Annotated in this window: 13 protein-coding genes; 2 read left to right on the top strand and 11 right to left on the bottom strand. The window is 66.3% G+C overall.

The genetic code is table 11. From position 1 onward, the window contains the following. Window positions 1-72: 72 nt before the first annotated feature. From ACWPXK_RS17195 to ACWPXK_RS17145, 11 genes are all read right to left on the bottom strand, one after another. On the bottom strand, window positions 73-1,086 hold the full coding sequence (locus ACWPXK_RS17195) for a polysaccharide biosynthesis protein (RefSeq protein ID WP_454197143.1): 1,014 nt from the start codon (window positions 1,084-1,086) through the stop codon (window positions 73-75). Then, window positions 1,067-1,342, bottom strand: coding sequence for an acyl carrier protein (locus tag ACWPXK_RS17190; RefSeq protein WP_454197142.1), 276 nt, complete (start codon window positions 1,340-1,342; stop codon window positions 1,067-1,069). The genes ACWPXK_RS17195 and ACWPXK_RS17190 overlap by 20 nt, the downstream gene beginning before the upstream one ends. Further along, complete coding sequence (locus ACWPXK_RS17185) at window positions 1,339-3,126, bottom strand: AMP-binding protein (protein WP_454197141.1); 1,788 nt, start codon at window positions 3,124-3,126, stop codon at window positions 1,339-1,341. Before ACWPXK_RS17185 ends, ACWPXK_RS17190 begins: the two co-directional genes overlap by 4 nt. 46 nt (window positions 3,127-3,172) lie before the next feature. Beyond that, complete coding sequence (locus ACWPXK_RS17180; protein ID WP_454197140.1) at window positions 3,173-7,615, bottom strand: type I polyketide synthase; 4,443 nt, start codon at window positions 7,613-7,615, stop codon at window positions 3,173-3,175. Between the two features lie 25 nt (window positions 7,616-7,640). Continuing rightward, the gene (locus ACWPXK_RS17175) at window positions 7,641-8,927 is read right to left on the bottom strand and encodes a condensation domain-containing protein (RefSeq protein WP_454197139.1); all 1,287 of its coding nucleotides are present in this window, start codon (window positions 8,925-8,927) and stop codon (window positions 7,641-7,643) included. Further along, window positions 8,908-12,507 carry an ABC transporter ATP-binding protein gene (locus ACWPXK_RS17170; RefSeq protein ID WP_454197138.1) on the bottom strand — a complete coding sequence of 1,200 codons (3,600 nt, stop codon included), beginning with the start codon at window positions 12,505-12,507 and terminating at the stop codon, window positions 8,908-8,910. Before ACWPXK_RS17170 ends, ACWPXK_RS17175 begins: the two co-directional genes overlap by 20 nt. After that, window positions 12,504-13,427: a TauD/TfdA family dioxygenase gene (locus tag ACWPXK_RS17165; RefSeq protein ID WP_454197137.1), complete on the bottom strand. Its 924-nt coding sequence runs from the start codon at window positions 13,425-13,427 to the stop codon at window positions 12,504-12,506. The genes ACWPXK_RS17170 and ACWPXK_RS17165 overlap by 4 nt, the downstream gene beginning before the upstream one ends. Before the next feature lie 56 nt (window positions 13,428-13,483). Next, complete coding sequence (locus tag ACWPXK_RS17160) at window positions 13,484-14,833, bottom strand: thymidine phosphorylase (RefSeq protein WP_454197136.1); 1,350 nt, start codon at window positions 14,831-14,833, stop codon at window positions 13,484-13,486. Further along, complete coding sequence (locus ACWPXK_RS17155; RefSeq protein WP_454197135.1) at window positions 14,830-16,044, bottom strand: aminotransferase family protein; 1,215 nt, start codon at window positions 16,042-16,044, stop codon at window positions 14,830-14,832. The genes ACWPXK_RS17160 and ACWPXK_RS17155 overlap by 4 nt, the downstream gene beginning before the upstream one ends. An 86-nt stretch (window positions 16,045-16,130) precedes the next feature. Then, window positions 16,131-17,273 (bottom strand): hypothetical protein, encoded by a 1,143-nt coding sequence (locus ACWPXK_RS17150; protein WP_454197134.1) that lies wholly within the window; start codon window positions 17,271-17,273, stop codon window positions 16,131-16,133. A gap of 7 nt (window positions 17,274-17,280) precedes the next feature. Then, the gene (locus tag ACWPXK_RS17145) at window positions 17,281-17,997 is read right to left on the bottom strand and encodes a hypothetical protein (protein ID WP_454197133.1); all 717 of its coding nucleotides are present in this window, start codon (window positions 17,995-17,997) and stop codon (window positions 17,281-17,283) included. 545 nt (window positions 17,998-18,542) lie between these two features. On the opposite strand from ACWPXK_RS17145, the gene ACWPXK_RS17140 reads away from it, so the two are divergent. Together ACWPXK_RS17140 and ACWPXK_RS17135 are read left to right on the top strand one after the other, a co-directional pair. After that, a complete protein-coding gene (locus tag ACWPXK_RS17140; RefSeq protein ID WP_454197132.1) occupies window positions 18,543-19,814 on the top strand; it encodes a hypothetical protein in 1,272 nt (423 codons plus the stop codon). Then, window positions 19,774-20,319: a hypothetical protein gene (locus ACWPXK_RS17135; RefSeq protein ID WP_454197131.1), complete on the top strand. Its 546-nt coding sequence runs from the start codon at window positions 19,774-19,776 to the stop codon at window positions 20,317-20,319. The genes ACWPXK_RS17140 and ACWPXK_RS17135 overlap by 41 nt, the downstream gene beginning before the upstream one ends. The last annotated feature ends 7 nt before the right edge of the window (window positions 20,320-20,326 follow it).

Raw genomic sequence — 20,326 nt, 5'->3', positions numbered from 1 at the left:
TCGCCTTTCACCTGTCGGCCATATCGGTCAGTGCGTCTCCTTGACGGTTGCCCGCTTCGCAGACCCACGAATTTATTTGTGCAGATTTGCCAGCACGTCCTCGAACTGCACTGACGCAGGGTCGATCGGTTCCACTCGCACCCTGACCAATCCGTTCGCAGGTAGGTCCTGTACAGGGGATTCCGAGTCATCCAGATAGTCCTCGTGCAGCTTGTCCCCCGGCCGCAGACCGATGATCTCGATGGGCAAGTTCGCGCCGGCGTCATCGATCATGGAGTGTGCGATCTCGAGGATACGGACCGGTTTTCCCATATCAGCGAGGAGCGTTTCACCACTTCGGCCGTGTGTCGCCGCGCGCACGATCAATCCGACTGCGTCGCCGACGCTCATGAGAAAGCGGGTCGCATCCTGATGAGTGACATGCAGAGGCTTGTTGTCCTGGATCTTTTCCACGAATGCCGGCAGGAACGAACCACGACTGCCCAGCACGTTGCCGAACCTGACGTTGACAAAGCGCCTCTCATAGGTAGCGCCGAAATAGGAGGTCAAGCGTTCACCGAGACGTTTCGTGAGGCCGAGCACCGACGTCGGGTTGGACGCTTTGTCGGTGGATACATTCACGAAAATCTCGGTATCACACCTCGCAGCTGTGGAAAGCGCTGTCCGAGTGCCGATGACGTTGACGCGGTACGCCTCGGCAGGGTGTTCCTCGAGCAGAGGCACGTGCTTGAGGGCCGCGGCGTGGACGACCACCTGCGGTCGCTCCCGTCGGAAGACCTCGGTGAGGGCGTCCTCGTCGCAAATGTCGCGCAGATAGTAGGTCAGAGCGGGAACACTCTGCCCATCGGCGAGGCTCAATTGGAGCGCGTGCAGCGCCGAGTCGTCGCGGTCGAGCATGACGAGCTCGGCGGCGGGCATCGTGGCGACGGCTCGGCAGAACGCCGAACCGATCGATCCGCCCGCGCCGGTCACCAGGACGCGCTTTCCCGCCAATGAAGCGAAATCGGCAGGTGTGACACCGCTGTGGGCTGCGTTTTTCCCATGACCGTCGAGCATTCGCAAAACTTCATCCACATTCATCTGCATCGCATCCCTTCTCGACCATGAGTTCTCTCACGAGCCGCTCCAAATCTCCGACGGTGACGACCTCGATGATTCGATCTCCACTGATCGGCACCAACCCGAGGCGATCCTCGATGGCCGACATCAGATTGATCAGGCTCACCGATTCGTAGCCGAGGTCGCCGACCAGTTCCCTGCGCCGATCCACCCGTCCCGACCGCGGTGCCAGCGCCGCGACGAGGCCGTGCACGATCGCGGGTATCTCATCGATCGAGCTCATGACCGTTCCGCCGTCGGCCCGGGGACGGTGAGCGCGGTTTTCATGGACGCGGGAACATTGCCGCACACCACATCCCACGCCGACGGCGCATCCGATACCAGCTGCTTCCACATCAGTCGCCGCCGCGGCTTACCGCTGGACGTGCGCATGACCGAGCCGCTGGGACCGCGTAACACCAGCACATCGGCGAGACCGGCGGTGAGGGTCGACGTGCACGCGATGGCGGCGGTGAGCCACTCGGCGTCGGGCTCGTCCTCGATCAGCAGCACGGCGAGGTGTTCGCCGTCCAGGGTTACGCCGAGGACGACCGTGCACCGCACATAGCCGTGGCCGGGCAGGTTGCGGATTCCGACCTCGATATCTTCGGCGTATGCGCTGGCACCGCGAATCTTGATGGCGTCGCCGATTCTGCCGATCACGTAGAGCTCGTCGTCGAGGACGACTCCGGCGTCGCCGGTCGAAAAACCTTCCGCCGAAAAAGGTTCGAAACCGGCTGCCGTCAGATATCCGTTCGCCAGCGACGGCCCGTGGACGACGATCTCGCCCACCCGCCCCGGCGGCAGTGCGGCGCCGTCCGCATCGACGACGGTGACACCTGCCTCCGGTATCGGTGCGCCGCAGCTGGTCAGCCATCCCGTACTGCCCGCGGCATCCACGCCCAGGGCGGCCCGGGCGTGTACGCGCACCACCTGTCCGTCCCCGTGTCCGCCGTCGTCGTTGCGCACGACCCGAGTACCCGCCCCCGGTTCGCAGCCGGTGACTGCCAGCGTCGACTCGGCAAGGCCGTACGCACCAACCAGCGCGCTGCTGCTGAATCCACGCGGACCGACCAGGCGGTGGAATCGGTGCAGGGCGGGCGCGTCGATCCGTTCCGCGCCGGTCAGCGCGACCCGCCAGTTCCCGAAGTCGAGGCCGGAAATCTGTTCGGGGGAGACGCGTTCGGCGATGTAGGAGTAGCCGAAGTTGGGCGACATCGTCACCGTCGCGCCGTGCCGGCCCAGGCATTCCAGCCAGCGCAGCGGTGTGCGAACGAACTGCTCCGGCTTCATCAGCCAGATATCCAAACCCGAGCTCAGCGGCGTGATCATCGTCCCGATCAGCCCCATGTCGTGGTAGTGCGGCAGCCAGCCGGCGAAGGAGTCGTTTGCGGTCAGCCGCAACCACGACGCGATCGCCCCCACATTCGTGGTCAGCGCCGCATGCGATACGCACACGCCCTTCGGGGTGCCGGTGGAGCCGGAGGTGAACTGCAGGAGGGCAAGATCGCCGCCGGTCTCGGGAATCGGTCCGGGTTCGGCATCGTCGAGGTTTCCCGGAACGTCGAGATCCTCCTCGCCGCTGAGGATCAGAACGGGGGCGGCCGAATCCGCTGCCTCGACACCACGCACGACATACTCGGCCAGCGTCGTATCCGCGATCACGTAGGCGGGCATGGCAACGCGGAAGGTCGCGGCGAGGTGGTCGATGTACCGATCCGATCCCCGGAACGTCAACGGCGGGGCCAGGGGAGCGGGCACCATCCCCGCGGACATGAGTGCAGTGAACGCGGTGAGGAAGCTCAGCGGGTCGGTGACAACCAGTGCGACGACTCGTCTTTCGGCAAGACCGAGCCCGCGCAGCCGAGCCGCCACTCGGCGAATCCGTGCCGCGAGGGCGCTATAGGGATGGAACTGCCAGCTGCCGTCGGATGCCAGGGTCCGAATTCCTCTGCCGGGACGCGGATCGTCCAGCCATTCCAGTATGGGGGTGGCCTTGTGCGACACTGCGCGCACAGGTAACGACATGGTCATCACACTCCTTGCTTCGGAATCCTGCTGGTCGCACCGTGGGCTACGACCGGGCCGCCGCCTCGACCAGTTGGTCGAGGCGGGCGGCCAGCTCGCGCACGGTGGGGTGGTCGAATATCAACGCGCCGTCGAGTTGCAGGGCCGTGATGCGCTCGAGTTGGTTGCGGACGGCGAGCCCGGCCAGTGAGTCGACACCGATGTCCGGCAACGCTTTTCGGTCGTCGATGGAGGCCGGATCCTCGTTGAGCTGGTGCGCGACGACGGATCTGATCACCTCCCGCAGACGCGCCTGACGTTCGGCCGAAGAGAGCTCGGCGAGCACGGCACGGAGCGACTCGGGCGTGGAATCGGGGCCCGTCTCGGGACTCAGGTGCGCCAGCATCGGATGCGCGGCGGCAGCGCTGAATTCGAACGCCGCCGCCACCAGATACGGATATTCGCCTGTCATGGCGAGGTCGAGGCTGCGCAGCCCGGCTCGGGTCGACAGCGGCCGGACGCCCTCCGCCGCCAGCCGGGCATGGTCGGCGGCCGACATCGTCCCGGTCATACCGCTGGCCGTCTCCCACAGTCCCCATGCGACCGACACCGCGCGCAATCCCTGTGCGTGCCGATCGCAGGCGAGCGCATCGAGATAGGCGTTGGCCGCGGAGTAGGCCGACTGCCCGGGGGATCCGAATGTTCCGGCCAAGGAGGAGAACAGGACGAACTGGTCCAGGTCGTGGCCGCTGGTCAGCGTATGCAGATTCCATGCGGCCGCGATCTTCGCCGGGAGCACCCGAGCCAGATGCTGCTCGGTGACCCCGGTGATCGTGACATCGGCGAGGACTCCGGCGGCGTGGAAGACGGCAACGAGCGGATGCGCGGCCGGAATCGAGTCGAGCAGAGCACCGAGGGCCGCGCGATCGGTGGCGTCGCAGGCCGCCACCGTGACCGCCGCACCCAGCGCGATCAGCTCGTCACGCAATTCGATCGCGCCTGCCGCGTCCGGGCCGCTGCGGCTGGTCAACAGCAGGTTCTTGGCACCATGCACGGCCACGAGGTGACGGGCGACCGCGGTGCCGATGGTGCCCGTGCCTCCGGTGATCAAGACGGTTCCGTCGGGATCGAACGGTACGTGGTCGCGGGCGCGTCTGATCCGCACCGGTTCCAAGCGGGGCTCGAAGTGCACGGTGTCGCGCAAGGTCAGTTGTTCGGCACCGCATGCGAGCGCTGACCGGAGGGTCTCGGTGGTGAGCGGCCGGTCGGTGTCGATCAGGATGAATCGGCCGGGGTGCTCGCGTTGGGCGCTACGGATCAGACCCCATACCGCGGCGTGTGCGGGATCGGCTCGGTCGCGGTCGTGTATCGCCGTCGCGGTGTGAGTCGCAACCACCAACCGCGCATCACCGAGTCGCTCATCGCTCAACCACTCCTGGACGGCCTCGAGTGTGTATCGGATGCGGTCGCCGGCAACCACATCGGACTCGCCGGCGTCCGCCGGCCCCGGTCCCAGAACGACCACGTCCGGTGGTGCGGTCAGCGGATCCAGGCTGTCACACAGCGCTGCCAGATCCGCAAAAGTGCGGTCCCCCAGCGCATGTGCATTCGGCTCCGCGCCGATCGTGACGATGTCTCCCTCGGGAGCCGCACCGATCGGGCCCGTGCGGGAAACCGTCGCCCATGCAATGCGGTACAACGTGGACGATCCACCACCGTCCGTCGACGACGTCGGGTCCAGCCAGTAGCGCTTGCGCTGAAACGCGTATGTGGGCAGCAACTCCAGGACGCGGTGCCGGACGGCGGGCTCGAGGTCGCGCTCGGCGGCCGGCCAGGTAATCGGGTAACCGTGCGTGTACAGATGCGCCATCGCGCGCTTGAACTGCCGGTAATCTCCATTGTCGCGGGTGAGCGTGTGGCCGGCGATGAACGGCATCGACGCATCGATCGAACGGGCCGTCGTCTCGATCGACACGACAAGGCCGGGGTGCGGGCTGATCTCGAGGAAGTTCTCGTACCCATCCTCGAGCAGCCGTTCGACGGTCGGCCCGAACCGGACCGGCTCGCGGAGGTTCTCGAACCAGTAGCCGGCATCCATGGCGCCGCTATCGATCGGCTCGGTGATCACGGTGGAGTAGATCGGGATCCTGCTCGGCGAGGGTGCGACATCGCGCAGCAGAGCCGACAGTTCGTTGCGCAATTCCTCGACCTGCGCCGAGTGCGAAGCATAGTCGACCGGGAGAATCCGGTTGTAGATCCCCTCGGCGGTCAACGCGGCCGCCAACTCCAGCACCGGCTCCCGGACCCCGGAGACCACCGTATCCCGGGGGCTGTTGACGGCGGCGATACCGATCTGCCCGGACCATCGTGCCAGGCGCGGGTGAAGGTCGTTGCCCGGCAACGCGACGTAGAGCATGGCGCCGCGGCCTGCCAGTGCGGTCAGCGTCCGGCTGCGCAGCGCGACGATCCGTGCGGCATCCTGGAGCGACAACGCACCCGCGACGTAAGCGGCCGCGATCTCCCCCTGTGAGTGGCCGACCACCGCATCCGGATGCACCCCGTGCGCCTGCCACATCGCGGCGAGGGAGACCATCACCGCGAACAGTGCGGGCTGGACGACGTCGACGCGATCCAACGACCGGTCCGCGGAGCCGGCGGTCAGCACCGAAAGCAGCGACCAATCGGTGTGCGGTGCGAGAGCTTCCGCGCAGTCTTCGACAGCGGTACGGAAGGTGGCGTCGGTGCGCAGCAATTCGCTCGCCATGCCTTGCCATTGCGACCCTTGTCCAGGAAAGACGAACACCGAGCGGCCGCTGGTGCCCCGGGCCGTGCCGCGGACCACCAACGGCGATGATTCGTTGCGCTGGACCGCGCCCAAACCCTCGATCAGCTCGTCCCGGTTGTCGGCGAGCACCACACAGCGCTGCGCGAGCTCGGCTCGATTGCCACGCAACACGTGGGCGGTCGCCACCAGATCGGCATCGGAGAGGTCGGCGGCCAGTTCAGCCAGTGCCCCGGCGCCGGCGAGCAACGCGTCCTCGGAACTGGCCGAAAGAAACCAGTCCATCGATGCCGCGGCACCGTCCGTGGGGGCTGCTGGGAGCACATCGTCGGGCTCGGGAGCCTCCTCCACGATCACATGCGCATTGGTGCCGGAGATACCGAAGGACGACACACCAGCACGCCGTGGGCGGCCGGGTGTTCGTGCCCAGGGCCTAGGTTCGGTGAGCAGGGCAAGCCTCCCACCGCCCCAATCGATTCGGCGGGACGGCGGCTCGGCGTGCAATGTCCTTGGCAGGAGTTCGTGCCGCAGCGCCTGAACCATCTTGATGATTCCGCCGACACCCGCGGCCGCCTGCGCGTGTCCGATGTTGGACTTGAACGTACCGATGGACAGCGGAGTCCGCCGACCCGGGTCACGGCCGTAGACCGACAGCAGCGCCCGCGCCTCGATCGGGTCACCGAGCGGTGTTCCGGTGCCGTGCGCCTCGACCGCGTCGATAGCGTGAGCCTGCAGATCGGCATTGACCAACGCGGCACGGATCACCCGTTCCTGCGCCTCCGCGGCGGGCGCTGTCAGGTGCGTACTCGCTCCGTCCTGGTTCACCGCCGTGCCGCGAATAACGGCATGGATCTTGCGGCCGTGCCGCTGTGCGTCCGAAAGACGTTCCAGCAGCAGAAGTCCCGCGCCCTCGCTCCAGACGGTCCCGTCCGCGGCCGAGCTGAACGCTTTGCAGCGTCCGTCGGGTGCGAGGCCACGCTGTCGGCTGAACTCGACGAACAGCGACGGCAACGACATCAACGCGACTCCGCCGGCCAAGGCCAGATCGCATTCGCCACTGCGCAGCGCACCGACGGCCAGATGCACGCTCACCAGGGACGAGGAGCACGCGGTATCGACGGAGATGGCCGGGCCCTGCAGGCCGAAGGTGTACGCCACCCGGCCCGACACCACACTGGCGGCGCTGCCGATCCCGATAGAACCCTCGAAACCGGCGGGGGCCGGGTTCAGTCGGGCGGCGCCGTAGTCGTCGTACATCACGCCGAGATAGGTTCCGGTTCGGCTGCCGCGTAACGAGTCGGTCGCGATACCGGCGCGCTCGAAGGTATTCCAGGCCAGTTCCAGCACGATTCGTTGCTGCGGATCGATGGCGCTCGCCTCCTTCTGGCTGATTCCGAACGGCCGTGGATCGAATTCGGCCGCCTCGTAGATGAATCCCCCGGATCGCACATACGTGGTGCCGACCCGGTCGGGGTCGGGATCGTACAAAGCGTCCAGATCCCAGCCTCGATCATCGGGAAAGTCCCCGATAGCGTCGACCTCGTCGGCGACCAACCGCCAGAGTTTCTCCGGGGAGTACGCACCGCCGGGGTAGCGGCAGTCCATGCCGACGATGGCGATCGGCTCCTGCACTCGGCGGTCGCGCCGCGCCACTTCCGCACGGGCGTCCTGTAGTTCGGCAATCGTGCGGTCGAGTTCCTCGCGTAGCTGTCTGATGTCGTCGGTCATGGCCGAGAACCGAACCTTCCAAGAGTTATCGGGAAAACGTGGTGAGGCCAGGAAAGGTGTGTTCCCGGACGAGTCGGTCGGTGATGTGCTCGAGCAAACGCGAGACCTCCTCGACGTGGAAATGGTCGACGCGCATATTCGCTTTCAGCTCGAGTCCGCCGCCGGCCGTGCCGATCTCGATATCGAGCCGATGCGGTACGGCGTCGGTGTATTGCCTGGGGTCGAACGGGAGTGTCAGCAGCGCAGCGCCGGAACCCGGCATGCGCAGATCGAACGGTGAGGTGGACAGGTAGAGTGTCGGTCGCGCCGATCCGGTGACCTGGGCCTCCGGATGGTCGCGCGCGACGACGGAGCGCGGTAGCGCCTGCTCGACGCGCCGCGCCATGCGGTCACGCACGGCGACGATCGCATGGTCGATATCGGCTGCTTCGTCCCGGGCCAGATGAAGATCCATGCTGTGGGTGAACATGCCGACGGTGCCATGGACCCAGGGTTTGGTGCGCCCGTGGAAGTCGATGGTCAAGCCCGCCGACGGTTCGCCGAAGTCCGAAATTAGTTGCCGCAGTATTGCAGCGGCGAGCACGACCAAACGACTCGTATGATGGCGCCCGACCAGCACATCCACTGCCACGACGGCCGGCTCGGGCAACCGATGGGTCAGCCGCTTCGTGTCGCCACCGGACGATGCGGTCGAATCCCGGCCGAGCACGCAGCGTGGCCGGTCGGAGCCCCATCGATCGAACTCGGCGGCCCAGAATCGACGGGCGGACGCGGCGGCGTCGCTCGTGAGCCAGGTTCGTTGTTCTCGGGCAAAACGGGCGTACGAGATATCCGGCTTCGTGTTCTCGGTCGCTGTCGAATTCTCGAGGTAACCAAATGCATCCGACGCGAGGATCGACCCGGACAGTCCGTCGCACGACAGACGATCCACGACCAGCAGGACGAGTGTCGATCCATCGGGCAACGGGCATACCCCACAGCGCATCCGCTGCTCGTCGCCGAGTTCGAACGGACGAACGGCGAAATCTCTTGCGGTCTCGAATGTTTCGGTCGGAGCATCCAGTACCCGGAGGTCGAGCGGCCGGCGCCGGTGGACGATGGCCCGGTCCGGCCGGTCGGGGTCGAAACTGGTGCGCAGCATCACATGACGAGCCACCACATCGTCAACCGCCGCGCTCAGCCGATCCGTATCGACCGGTCCCGCCACGGTGAACAGGACGGGAACGTTCTTTCCCGCTCCGCCCGCGCGCAGCGACCGCAGCCAGCTCTCCTGCTGAACGGTGGTAGGAATCTCATAGGTTCGAAACCGCACGGCCGTCCCCCTTCTCTTCGGCCAGTTCCCCGTGCGCGGCGGCCCACATGCGGGCGTACGCACCGTCTCGGGTCACCAGCTCTGAGTGCGTACCTGTTTCGACGATCCGGCCATGCTCGAGGACCAGGACTCGATCCGCGTGCTGCGCCACCGACAGTCGATGCGCGATCATCAGCGCGGTGCGCACACCGGTCAGCTGTCGTATCGCGCGCAGGTAGTCGGCCTCGGACCTGGCGTCGAGCGACGAGGTCGCCTCGTCGAGCAGCAGGAGGGCCGGATCCACGAGCTGGGCGCGTGCGAGTGCGATCAACTGCCGCTCGCCCGCCGACAGTGCGGTGCCGCGAGGCCCGACGGACCGGTCCAGCCCCTCGGGATGGTCGATCAACCGCCATGCCCCCACCAGTTCGACGGCACGGTCGATCGCACGCCGATCGGCCTCGGGCCGGGCGTAGGCGATGTTGTGGCGGATCGACCCACCGAACAGAAACGGCTCCTGCGGCACGATGCCGAGCCGGCGCCGATACTGGCGCGGTTCGTAATCGAGCACATCGACGCCGTCGACGAGGATGTGCCCCCGCTCGGGTTCGTATAAGCGGGCGAGCAGTTTGAGCAACGTCGATTTGCCCGCACCGGTCGTACCGACGAGGGCGGCCGTCTCGCCGACCTCGAGCGCGAGATTCAGACCTTTCAGCGCCAGGTCGGGACTACCGGGATATCGGAAGCTCAGCTGCCTGATCTCGACCGAACCGCGGATATCCGACGCGGCGGCACCGGCCCCCGGGCTGTATTCGGCCGGCGGCGTCCGCAGCAGTTCGGCTATTCGCTGCCAGGACACCTGCGCCTGCTGCCCGTCCTCGATCGCCTGGGACAGTTGCTGTATCGGCGAAAAGAACAGCTGCAGATACAGATAGAACGCGATGAGCGAGCCGGTGGACAACGCTCCGGAGCGGACCTCGAGCGCACCGAGGCCCAATGCCGCCGCGGTCCCGAGCGTGATCAGCGCCTCGACCGCCCCGAAATACAGTGCGGTGATCCAGAAGGCGTGCAGCCGCACGCGCGCATGGTCCCGGTTGCGCCGGCGAAATACCTCGATCACTCGGGCTTGCTGACCGAATACTTGCACGACGGCAGCTCCGTTGACGTGCTCCTGGATGTCGGCGTTGAGCGAACCGTCGAACTCACGCATCGCGCTGTAGGCCGGCACCGAGCGGCGGCGGGTGACCGCACCGGCGAGCAGCAGGATCGGCAGCGAGCCCATCGCGACCACCGCGAGCAGCGGATTGAGGACCAACAACGCGATCGTGACGCCGACGAACAACAGCATGCTCGTGCCGAGGTTGGGTCCGCCGGTTTGCGCGAAGGAGGTGATCCGATCGACATCGACGGTGAAGCGGGTGAGGATCTGGCCGCTGTGCTCACGATCGAAGTAGTCGGTGCCCAGCCGCTGCAGGTGTGCGGTCACCCGCAGCCGCAGCGCATAGGCGAGGCGCTGGCTGACCCGCGTGACGGCCTTGGTCTGGACATAGGCCAGTACGGCACTGATCCCCGCGACGACGAGCGCGGCGACCGCCGAGATCGCGAGCACCGTGCCGTCGCCGCGCGAGACCCCTCGATCGATGCCGACCCGGACCAGCGCGGGGAACGCCAGCCCGGCCACGGTCGAGCACAGCAACAGGGCCGCCGCGATCGCGAGGCCTCGGCGCAACGGACGCAGTAACGGCCCGAATCGCAATTGGGAATTCGAACCGACCACCTGCGCCATATCGAGCGCCGGAGTCTCCAGATCCGTTGCTGAGCCTGTTTCGTCTTCGAGGCGAGTGGGTGCGGATGCCGGCCCGGCGGTTACCGTAGTGGGCGCGATGCTCTCATCGAGTTGCATACCGGCCAGCGATCGATACAGCGGACAGCGCTCGGCCAATTCCTCGGCGCGCCCGCTGTCGACCACCCGGCCCGCTTCCAGCACGATGATCCGATCGGCGGCCTCCAAAACAGCTGGGCGACAACCGATGAGCACCGTGGTCCGGTGCGAGGCGGTTCCGGTGACCCGCCGAAGAATGCGCCGCTCGGTGATCGCGTCGGTGGCATTCGTCGCATCGTCGAGCACCAGGAGCCGCGGGTTCGACAGCAATAACCTCGCCAGAGCGATGCGCTGGCGCTGGCCCCCCGACAAGGTGACACCGCGTTCGCCGATGACGGTGTCGTATCCGCGCGGCAGTGCGCGAATGAATTCGTCCGCCTCGGCCGCTTCGGCCGCTTCGGCGATGTCCGCTACCGTGGCCGCTGGACGGCCGAAGGCGATATTCTCCGCCACGGTTCCGTGAAAAAGGAAGGGCTGCTCCACTTCTACGCCCATGGCCGCGCGCAGTGACGCCAGCCGCACGGTCCGCAGATCGCGGCCGCCGACGGACACCCGTCCGTGGTCGGGATCGAACCAGCGGGCGAGCAGCAACGCGACGGTTGATTTGCCCGATCCGGGCGGCCCGACCAGGGCGACCGTCTCACCCGGGTGGATGCGAAAGGATATGCCGTGCAAGACCGGCCGGGCGGGGTCGTAGCCGAAGCTCACCTGCGACAGTTCGAGCGCCCCCGGCACCGGACCGATATCGACGGCCTCGCGGCGGTCGGTGACCGCTGGTTCGACATCGGCGATCTCGAACAGCCGGTTCAGCGCCGCACGCGCCTGCAACATCATTGTCAGCCCACTGCCGAGGGTGGCCAGCGGGGCCATCAACTGGACCGTGTACAGCGAAAACGCGAGGAAAGTGCCGAGTGTCAAGCGGCCGTGCATCGCGAGCGACCCACCGACGCCGAGGACCGCGATCTGACCGACTGCGGGCATGAGCAGGATCGCGGCCGTCGCCCGGCCGGTGAGGCCGGCCGTCTGCATCCGCAATCCGAACAACCGCCGCGCCGCACCCTCCATGCGCGACAATTCGCGGCTTTCCTGGCCGAAAGCACGAACCGCTGCCACGCCGTGGACGTTTTCCTCGGCGATCGCCAGCACGACCGCCGCCTGCTGCTGCGCTGCCTGAGTCGCCGGAACGATCGCGCGGCGCGCGCGCAGCATGATCGTCACCGTGACCGGGATGGTGATCATCAGCAGCGTGGCGAGCAGCGGCGACAGCACCACCATGATCACCAGCGAACCGATCAGCAGCACCAGCATGCCTGCCAGCATCGGTGTGAAATAGAGCAGACCCTGGATGCTTCCCAGATCGGTGGTACAGCGGCTCAGAACCTGCCCGGCCTCCAGTTCCTGCCGACGCCGGGCATCCAGCCGCTGGATCGCCGCGAACACGTCGTTGCGGATGTCGTGCTGCACCCTGATGCCGAGCGAATTCGAGTGGTATCGGCGAAAATAGCCTGCGGCCGCCCCGGCCAGTCCGGTGCCGATGAACAAGAGCACCAGCCAGGTCAGGTCGGCCCCGCGCGCCGCTTCGTCCACGATTCGGCGTGCCACCAGCGGGCCGAGCAGTGCCGCGCCGGTGGCAACCGCGACGGCGGCGAATGCGCTCACCGCTGTACGGCGCGCCCGGAAAACATACGTGCGCAGGCGCTTCGACGACTCGAACTCAGTCATACAGCCCGTCCGCGGTCCGATCGCCGCCGCACCGGATGCTCGACATGCAGGCTGCGGTAGAGGCAGCGCTGCCGTTCCGGGGAGTCGCGATAGGCATGCCGCCCATGGGAGATTCGGCAGTTTCCGAACAGGATCATCTGATCGGCCTGCATATCGAGTTCGACGTATTCGGGGTTGCCGAGTCGGGCCCGTCGATCGAGAAACTCGACGCCGCGCCACAAACTCGCCGCCTCGACCCCTTCCGGAACATTCCAGGCATCGGTTTCGGTCACGGAGTATCGAGTGATCAGCTCGCCATCGGTGTTCACGGCGAAGGCGGGCCCGTCGTTCGACTCGGTCGAGCCGTTGATGTTCGCTGTGCGGATCAGGCAGCCCGTGGTGGCCAATGCGAGGGCCGCCTCCGGATCCATCTTCAGCAGTTCGCGATATGCAGCCGACGCGTTGAACAACATGGTCGTTCCGCCCTGCGCGGCAGGCGATTTGCAGGCCAGGATGGTGGACTTGATCTCGCCGATTTCCTGCAGGGTGCCGTCGGTGTGCAGCGCTTGGCCGACCGTTCGCCCGAACGACGGATGTGTGGCATCGGTGGTGGAGCTGTTGGCGGCGGCGGATATCCGCGACACCCGCGACGCTACCCGGCCGTTCAGTGTGTAGAGCGGCGGGACGAAGGGGGCACCCATCCCGAGCCCCGCGGCTAGCTGTTCGGTGCTCTCGGGATCGACCCGGCCCTCGCGCAGCTGGATGATCGCGAACCCGTGAATCACATAGCGCCGCACTATTTCCGATTGTTCTGCGTCGGACAGGGAGCCGGGATCGGCGAGGTCCACCGGGGTCCGCGGGTAACTGTCGAATGTCGGAATTCCGTTGAAAGACGCCGAGTACAGCTCATCGAGTGTGGTAACGCAAGTACCGTTCGACATGGTTGGGACCTCATGCTTACATGCGATAGCTGGAGTGGTGGGACCGATTTCGGCGATCACCAGACCTGGTGCACGACAGGCGCGGGATTCGCCGGGTGTGCGCCGACCGTGAACGATCTGTCGGCGATCCTGATCGCGGCGCTGATATCACCGCGGTCGTTGTGATGGAGTTCGGCGAGCACATCGCCCGCCCTGACCTCGTCGCCGATCCGGCGACGCAGCAGCACACCCGCGCCGGCATCGACGGTGCTGTGCTGAGTGACGCGACCGGCGCCCAGCCACAGTGCCGCCGAACCTATGCCGCGCGGATCGATGCCGGTGACACAACCATCTTCGCGAGCCCGAATCTCCTCTCGGGCAACAGCGCTGGGCAAACGCTCCGGATGCTCGATCACGTCCGGATCGCCTCCTTGCAACGCGACCCAGCGCACGAACTGCTCGTAGGCGCCGCCGTCGGCCACCACCGTACGAACCCGGCGGTCCGCATCGTCGGCGGTCACCGCAGGGTCGGCAGCACACAGCAACATCGCCGAGAGTGTGTGGCACAATTCCGACAGCCGCGGCATGTATCGCCCGCGCAGTACCGCGATCGCTTCGCGCACCTCGAGCGCGTTGCCCACCGCATCGCCGAGCGGCATGCTCATATCGCTGATCACCGCCCGGCACGGGCGGTCCATGGAGTGGGCGATCCGCAGCATCAGTTCGGCGAGTCGGTTCGCGCTTTCGATGTCCGGTACGAGCCCGCCCGCCCCGGCCTTGACGTCCAGCACCAGTGCGTCGGTCCGCAGGGCCAGCTTCTTGCTCATGATGCTCGCGGCGATCAACGGTGCGCTGTCGACGGTTGCGGTGGCATCGCGCAGTGTGTACGTCGCTTTGTCGCCGGGCGCGAGATCGTTGCTCTGTCCGGTGATCACCATGCCGGCGGCGGTCAGCAGTGGCGGAATCTCGTCGGCGCGCAGGTCGAGCCGGAGGCCGGGGATCGATCCCAGCTTGTCCAAGGTTCCGCCGGCGTGGCCAAGGCCGTGTCCGCTCATCTTGGCGACGCGCACACCGCATGCCGCGACGGTCGCGGCGACGATCAGCGTCACCTTGTCGCCGACGCCACCGGTGCTGTGCTTGTCGACCACCGGCCGATCATCGGAGCGCAGATCGAGTTCGGTACCGCCCGAGATGTACGCGCGGGTAAGGGCCACCGTTTCGTCGACGTCGAGGCCGCGGCATGCGACGGTAGCCAGCCAGGCGGCCGTCTGGTAGTCCGGCACCTTCCGCGCCACGATATCGGTGACGATCGCCTCGATCGTGGCCGCGGTCAGTGTCCGACCGCTGCGTTTGTCCTCGATCGCGGACAGGATTCTGGTCGAGGCTTTCCGCTCGCCGGCATCGAGCGCCTCCGGCAGCGCGGTCACTCCTGCGCTCCCTCGAGCCCATCGGCGCTCTGTTCCAGCACTCGGGCGACGATCTCCGCGACACCCGCGTCGTCGATTATCAGCGGCGGGACGACCATGACCACCGGTCCCTGCTGCCGCAGCAGCACGCCGGCCGACCGGGCACGGGCAACCAACGTCGCGGCCGATTGTGTGGTGTCGAGCTCGAGGGTGGTCACGAGACCCTTCCCGCGCACGTCGACGATCCGGCCGTGCCCGGACAGCTGACCGAGCCCGCGCAACAGGTCGCGGCCGCGGCGCGCGGCCTGGTCGGGCAACGACTCCTTTTCCAGGATGTCGAGCGTGGCCAGGGCGGCTGCGCATGCCGCCGCGTGACCGGAGGTCGTGTGTCCGTGCCGCAGACCGCCGAGCATCGGGTCGGACGCGAAGGTGTCGTAGATGCGCCGGTCGACCGTGACCGCGCCGAGCGGGACATAGCCGCTCGTCAATCCCTTACTGGTCAGCAGGATGTCGGGGACCGTCCGCTCGTGGTCGCATGCCATCATCCGTCCGGTCCGGCCGAAGCCGGTGAACACCTCGTCGAGGATCAGCAGGGCACCGTAACGATCGCAGAGCGTCCGCGCTGCCCCCAGAAATCCGTCGGGCAGGACGACGCCGCCACCCACGTTCAGCAACGGCTCGATCAGCAGCGCCATGGCCGGACCGTCGGGATGATCGGGTGCGAGAGCCTTCTCCAGCACGGTCAGCAGAGGTTCCAGCGCTTCCGCGTGCCGCATCCGGCCGGCGGCACAGGGGAATTCGATTCTCGTGATGGGGAGTGGCTCGCGCAGCGGGGGATCGGTCGACGGGAGCCCGGACAGGCTTCGCGCGAGCACCGTCGATCCATGGTAGCCGCGGGCGAACGTGACGATCCGGTTGCGCGGAGCCCCGACCAGGTGGTGATACGAGGCCGCGATGAACACGGCCGCTTCGACGGCTTCCGAGCCGCTGTTCACGAACAACGTGTGCGCGAGGGGTTCCGCCAGGAGCTCGCTGAGCCGATCGGCCAGCGCGCCCGCCGGCCGATGAGCACCGACCGAGAGGTCGAAGTGATGCAGATCGGCGAGCTGCCCGGCGACCGCCGCCGTTATCTCCTCGCGACCGTATCCGCAGGTGGCGTTGAGCGACGACGAGGTGGCGTCGAGGTACTCACGGCCGGTGTCGTCCCATACCCGATACCCGGAGCCACGCACCAAAGTGATTTCGCCGGCACCCGAAGACCACGGTTTCCACGGACGCCATACGTGCCGGCCTTGTGCCACAGATGATCCCAGGTAGCTCATGCCGCCCCCTCCAGCCAGGCCATGAACGGTGCGAGTGTGTTGTCGTAGCGGTATCGCTGATGCAGGGTCTCCGGCTCCGGGCCGCTCGGTTGCTGAGCCGCTGCGGCCAGTGCCGCGGCGAGTTGCTCGGCGCTCGCGTCCGGCGGCACCACCGCGAGGCCGTCCGCACTCAATTCCGTCGCGGTCGCGCCGAACGGGTCGACGATGGCCGGTTTGCCGTGCAATCGGCTGTCTCGTGCGCGAAGCCGGACACAGGTTTCGTTCTCGAGGCCCGGACGCGCGACCGAGACGAGTATCCGCGTCCCGCGGATCCGCCGGGCCCGCTCGAGCAGACTCAGGTCGGCCGTCTCGAATCGGATGGCGTTGGTCAACTTCAGTTCTCGGACTTGTTGCCGCAGCCGTCGAACGATCTCCTCGGTGTCCGGTCCCGGCCGGGCGTGCAGGAACTCCGCGGTGACCGGCAGACCTTCGCGGTGACACAGGGCGACCGCCTCCACCAGGAGCTCTGGCGCGAAATACGTCCACAACCCTCCGGTCCACAGCGCATCGGCGGTCGGTTCGGCGGCCGCGGCCGCCTCGCGGGACAGCGCCTGCGCGCCGAAACCGATGGGCACCAGGGTGATCAGGTGATCCGCGGTCCGGGATCGGCTGATCGTCTCCGGGTGCAGCCGCCCGGCGAGACACAGGTTGGTCGCCAGCGTGGCGCGCTCCACGCGGGACCGAACCAGGAAGTGATGTGAGACTTCGAGCTGGCGCCGGTAGTCGGCGACCATGGCGGAGTGCCGCGCGATCGGATCCCTGCTGCCGCGGATGGATGGATATTCCAACTGCTCGATCGGCGCGGCATTTTCGCAGATGATCACTTTGCGATGGGCAACCGCCGACTCGAGATGCGCACGATCGGGCAGGTCGAAGAAGAAGACCGCATCGGCCGTTCGGATCAGCGCATCCCAGTCCGACCGTGACACGACCTCGCCGGCGCCCGTCGAGACGACGTCCGCAGTATCGCCGACCGCCACTCGCACAGCGAAACGTTCCGACAGCGTCTGCGCGAATTCGGCTATACGCAAACCGATTCCACCGATCCGCCCCTCTACGAGGGAATACTCGCCGGCATCGAGCAACAGGCAAAGGCTCATATTCGGTTCAGTACCTTCCGGGTCGAGTGACGTGCTGATAGCCGCCGACCATCACGACCGAAGCGCCCACCAGCGGGCTGGGTACGGATCGATCGAAAAGCCGCCACAGCGAATCGGTTTCCTGCGGCGCGCAGAGCACCGCCGCCCAGACAGCGTTGAAGCCCGACGGGTTATCGGGCTTCTCGGCGGCGGCCGCGACGGTGGGCCCGTTGCGGTCCTCGATCACCGCCAGCGCCCCCTCGCAGCGCAGTTCCGCCGGATCGTCGATCGATGCGGCCAAGACCACGTTGCCGTTTACCCCAGACCCGTTGTCCAGCAGAGCAAGTGCCCGCGCCACCGGGTTGTCCGCACCGTTTCGGTCGAAGAACTGGTCGGGCATCATGACCAGCACCGGCCCCGTGCACATCGGCAACGCCCGTTGGACGGCCGACCCTGCGCCCCGGGGTGAATCCGCCGCTTCGAGCACCACGACCACCTCGAGGCGATCGGCGAACCCGCCGAGATGGGCGATGGTCGCGTGGCGCCCTGGGTCGACCACCATGACCAGGCGAACACCGACGCCCGCTGCCGCGAGATCGAGCAGTGGCTCGATGCTGCGATCGAGAACCGTGACGCCCGGCTCCAGGCAGTGCAGTTCTTTGGGGTACGGCGCACCGAAACGTGTGCCGGCGCCGCCGCACGGAATTATCGCGGTCAGCCGCGGTGTATACCTGCTCCGATTCATAATCGGCGGCCGTTCGTATCAGTCCCGAACAGCCTTCCGAAAACATATCGGTGGACACGAAATTCTAGCTTCATATGCACCCCCGCATTACCCTGTCGACGACCGCGACAGTATTGCCACAACGCCCTTGCCTTCGGGGTGTGCGACCACTGCCCATGTCGTTGACAGCGAGACTTCCCCCCATGCCGCATGACGAGCAACAATCGTGCGACTTCCAAGGTTCGAACGCGTCGAACGTAGCCGATTCTTACACAGAAATGCTTCCAGTCGGAAGGGTATGACGTATATCACAGTTCGCAGTAAAATAGCTGGTCCGGGGCCTGCCGCAAAGGGGTTGACAGGCCCCGGAACCGGCTCGTAGCATTCACACCAGTCTGGCCCTTCGGTCTATTGCGAATCTGTACACGTACGCCAGACTCAGTGGGGGCAGTGTGATATCGGATATTCACAGCTTTGTCGAGGCGAACGACGCTCGAGTTCCGGGGGAAGAAACCGAAGTACCCGGACTTCGGGAATTGACAGCGCTATCGGAAACCTGGCGCTCGATGTGGCATGGTGTTTCCGACGCGATCAATCTGGTGCCGAGCGAGAACAGAATTTCCCCGCTCGCCGCCTTGCCGTTGCATACCGATCTGTGCAACAGATATTTCTTCAACGACACGCTCGATCCGACCTTCTGGCAGTTCCGCGGCGGCCGGACAGCCGGTGTATTCGAAGTCGGAGTCACGATATCCGCGCTACGTAGGTTGACGACCGCCGATCACGTGAATGTGCGGCCCATTTCCGGGATGAACGCCATGCTCATCGCGGTGTCCGCGCTGGCGGGCGATACCGGATCGACCGTGGTGTCGATCGACCACGGCGCTGGGGGTCACTATGCGACGACGGCCCTCGTACAGCGTTTGGGAATGCGGTCGGAACCGGTACGGGTGGTCGCCGGACAGCTGGACCTGAATCAATTCCGGGACATCCTGGCTCAGTCCCGGCCGTCTCTCGTCTATCTGGATCTCCAGAACAGCCTCGACCCTCTCGACTTGGCGTCGGCGGTGGCCGCGGTCCGCGAGTGCAGCCCAGCCACCTTGATCCATGTGGATGTGAGCCACGCCCTGGGCCTGGTCCTCGGCGGTGCCATCCCGAATCCGCTCGACCTGGGTGCGGATTCGGCGGGCGGCTCGACCCACAAAACCTTCCCCGGGCCACACAAGGGCATCCTGTTCACCCGCCGTCCCGACATCGCGGAGCGATTTCGCCGGGCCCAGTTCGACCTGCTCAGCAGTCATCATTTCGCCGAAACCATATCCCTGGGCCTGGCGGCTTTCGAGTACGAAACGTTCGGCGCCGCCTATGCGCGACAGGTCTTGGCCAACGCGTCGGCATTCGCCAGGGCACTCGCGGACCGCGGCTTCGAGGTAGCAGGCGATCCCGATCGGTACACCCGGACCCATCAGGTATGGGTACGCATCGGAGACGCCGAGACGACGGATCGACTCGCCGAGGCGCTGTATAGCGCGGGAGTGCGGGTGAATGTGCAGACGGATCTGCCCGGGCACAACGGCCCGATGTTCCGCCTCGGCGTAGGTGAAATCACCTTCGACGGCGCCGACGAGCAGGCCATGAGTGCTCTCGCCGAAATCTTCGAACTATCGGCGGCCGGCCGTTCGCACCGCGCCGTCGAATTGCGCAGAAATCTCCGGGACGCTTTCGGGCATCCGTATCACTACACGCACGCCGAGCTTCAGCGGACAGAATTTTTCGACCAGAACGAGGGGGACAGTAATGGCACCGGTAACTACCGCGGTCGGTCGCGCCACCCCTGAGCTCGTTCAGCGCATCGCGCTCGGGCTCGATCGGGATCGGCTGCACGCCGAAGCCACCGAACTCATCGGACGAATACCGATGATCTTCGAAGGAACCACCCAACTGGCGCTCCAGATCCGGCCCGGAACGACGGATCCCTGGTATGAATCCTGCTATCAGGAGAAAGACATCGCGCCGGAGCGCGAGTATCGTGTCCTGAACCCGGAGCTCGCCGGAACATATTTCGAGTATGTGCTCGAGGCGTTTCCTTTCGACGTGTGCCGCGCACGGCTCATGGGCCTGGAGTCACGATTCTGCTATTCGGTCCACCGGGACGAGACGGCGCGATATCACATCGCCATCGACACGTCCGAGCATGCACTGTTCATCTTCGTCGAGAAGAACGAGGTCGTGCGGATACCGCCCGACGGCGACGCGTACTTCGTCGACACCCGCGAGGTACACACCGCGATGAACGGCGCTCGCAACACTCGATTGCACCTCGTCGTGGGCGCGGTCCGCTGACGTATGT

It is taken from the genome of Nocardia sp. Marseille-Q1738 (assembly GCF_965283145.1).
Note: the sequence above shows the minus strand (reverse complement) of the source record. Positions and strands in the feature narration are given on the sequence as shown.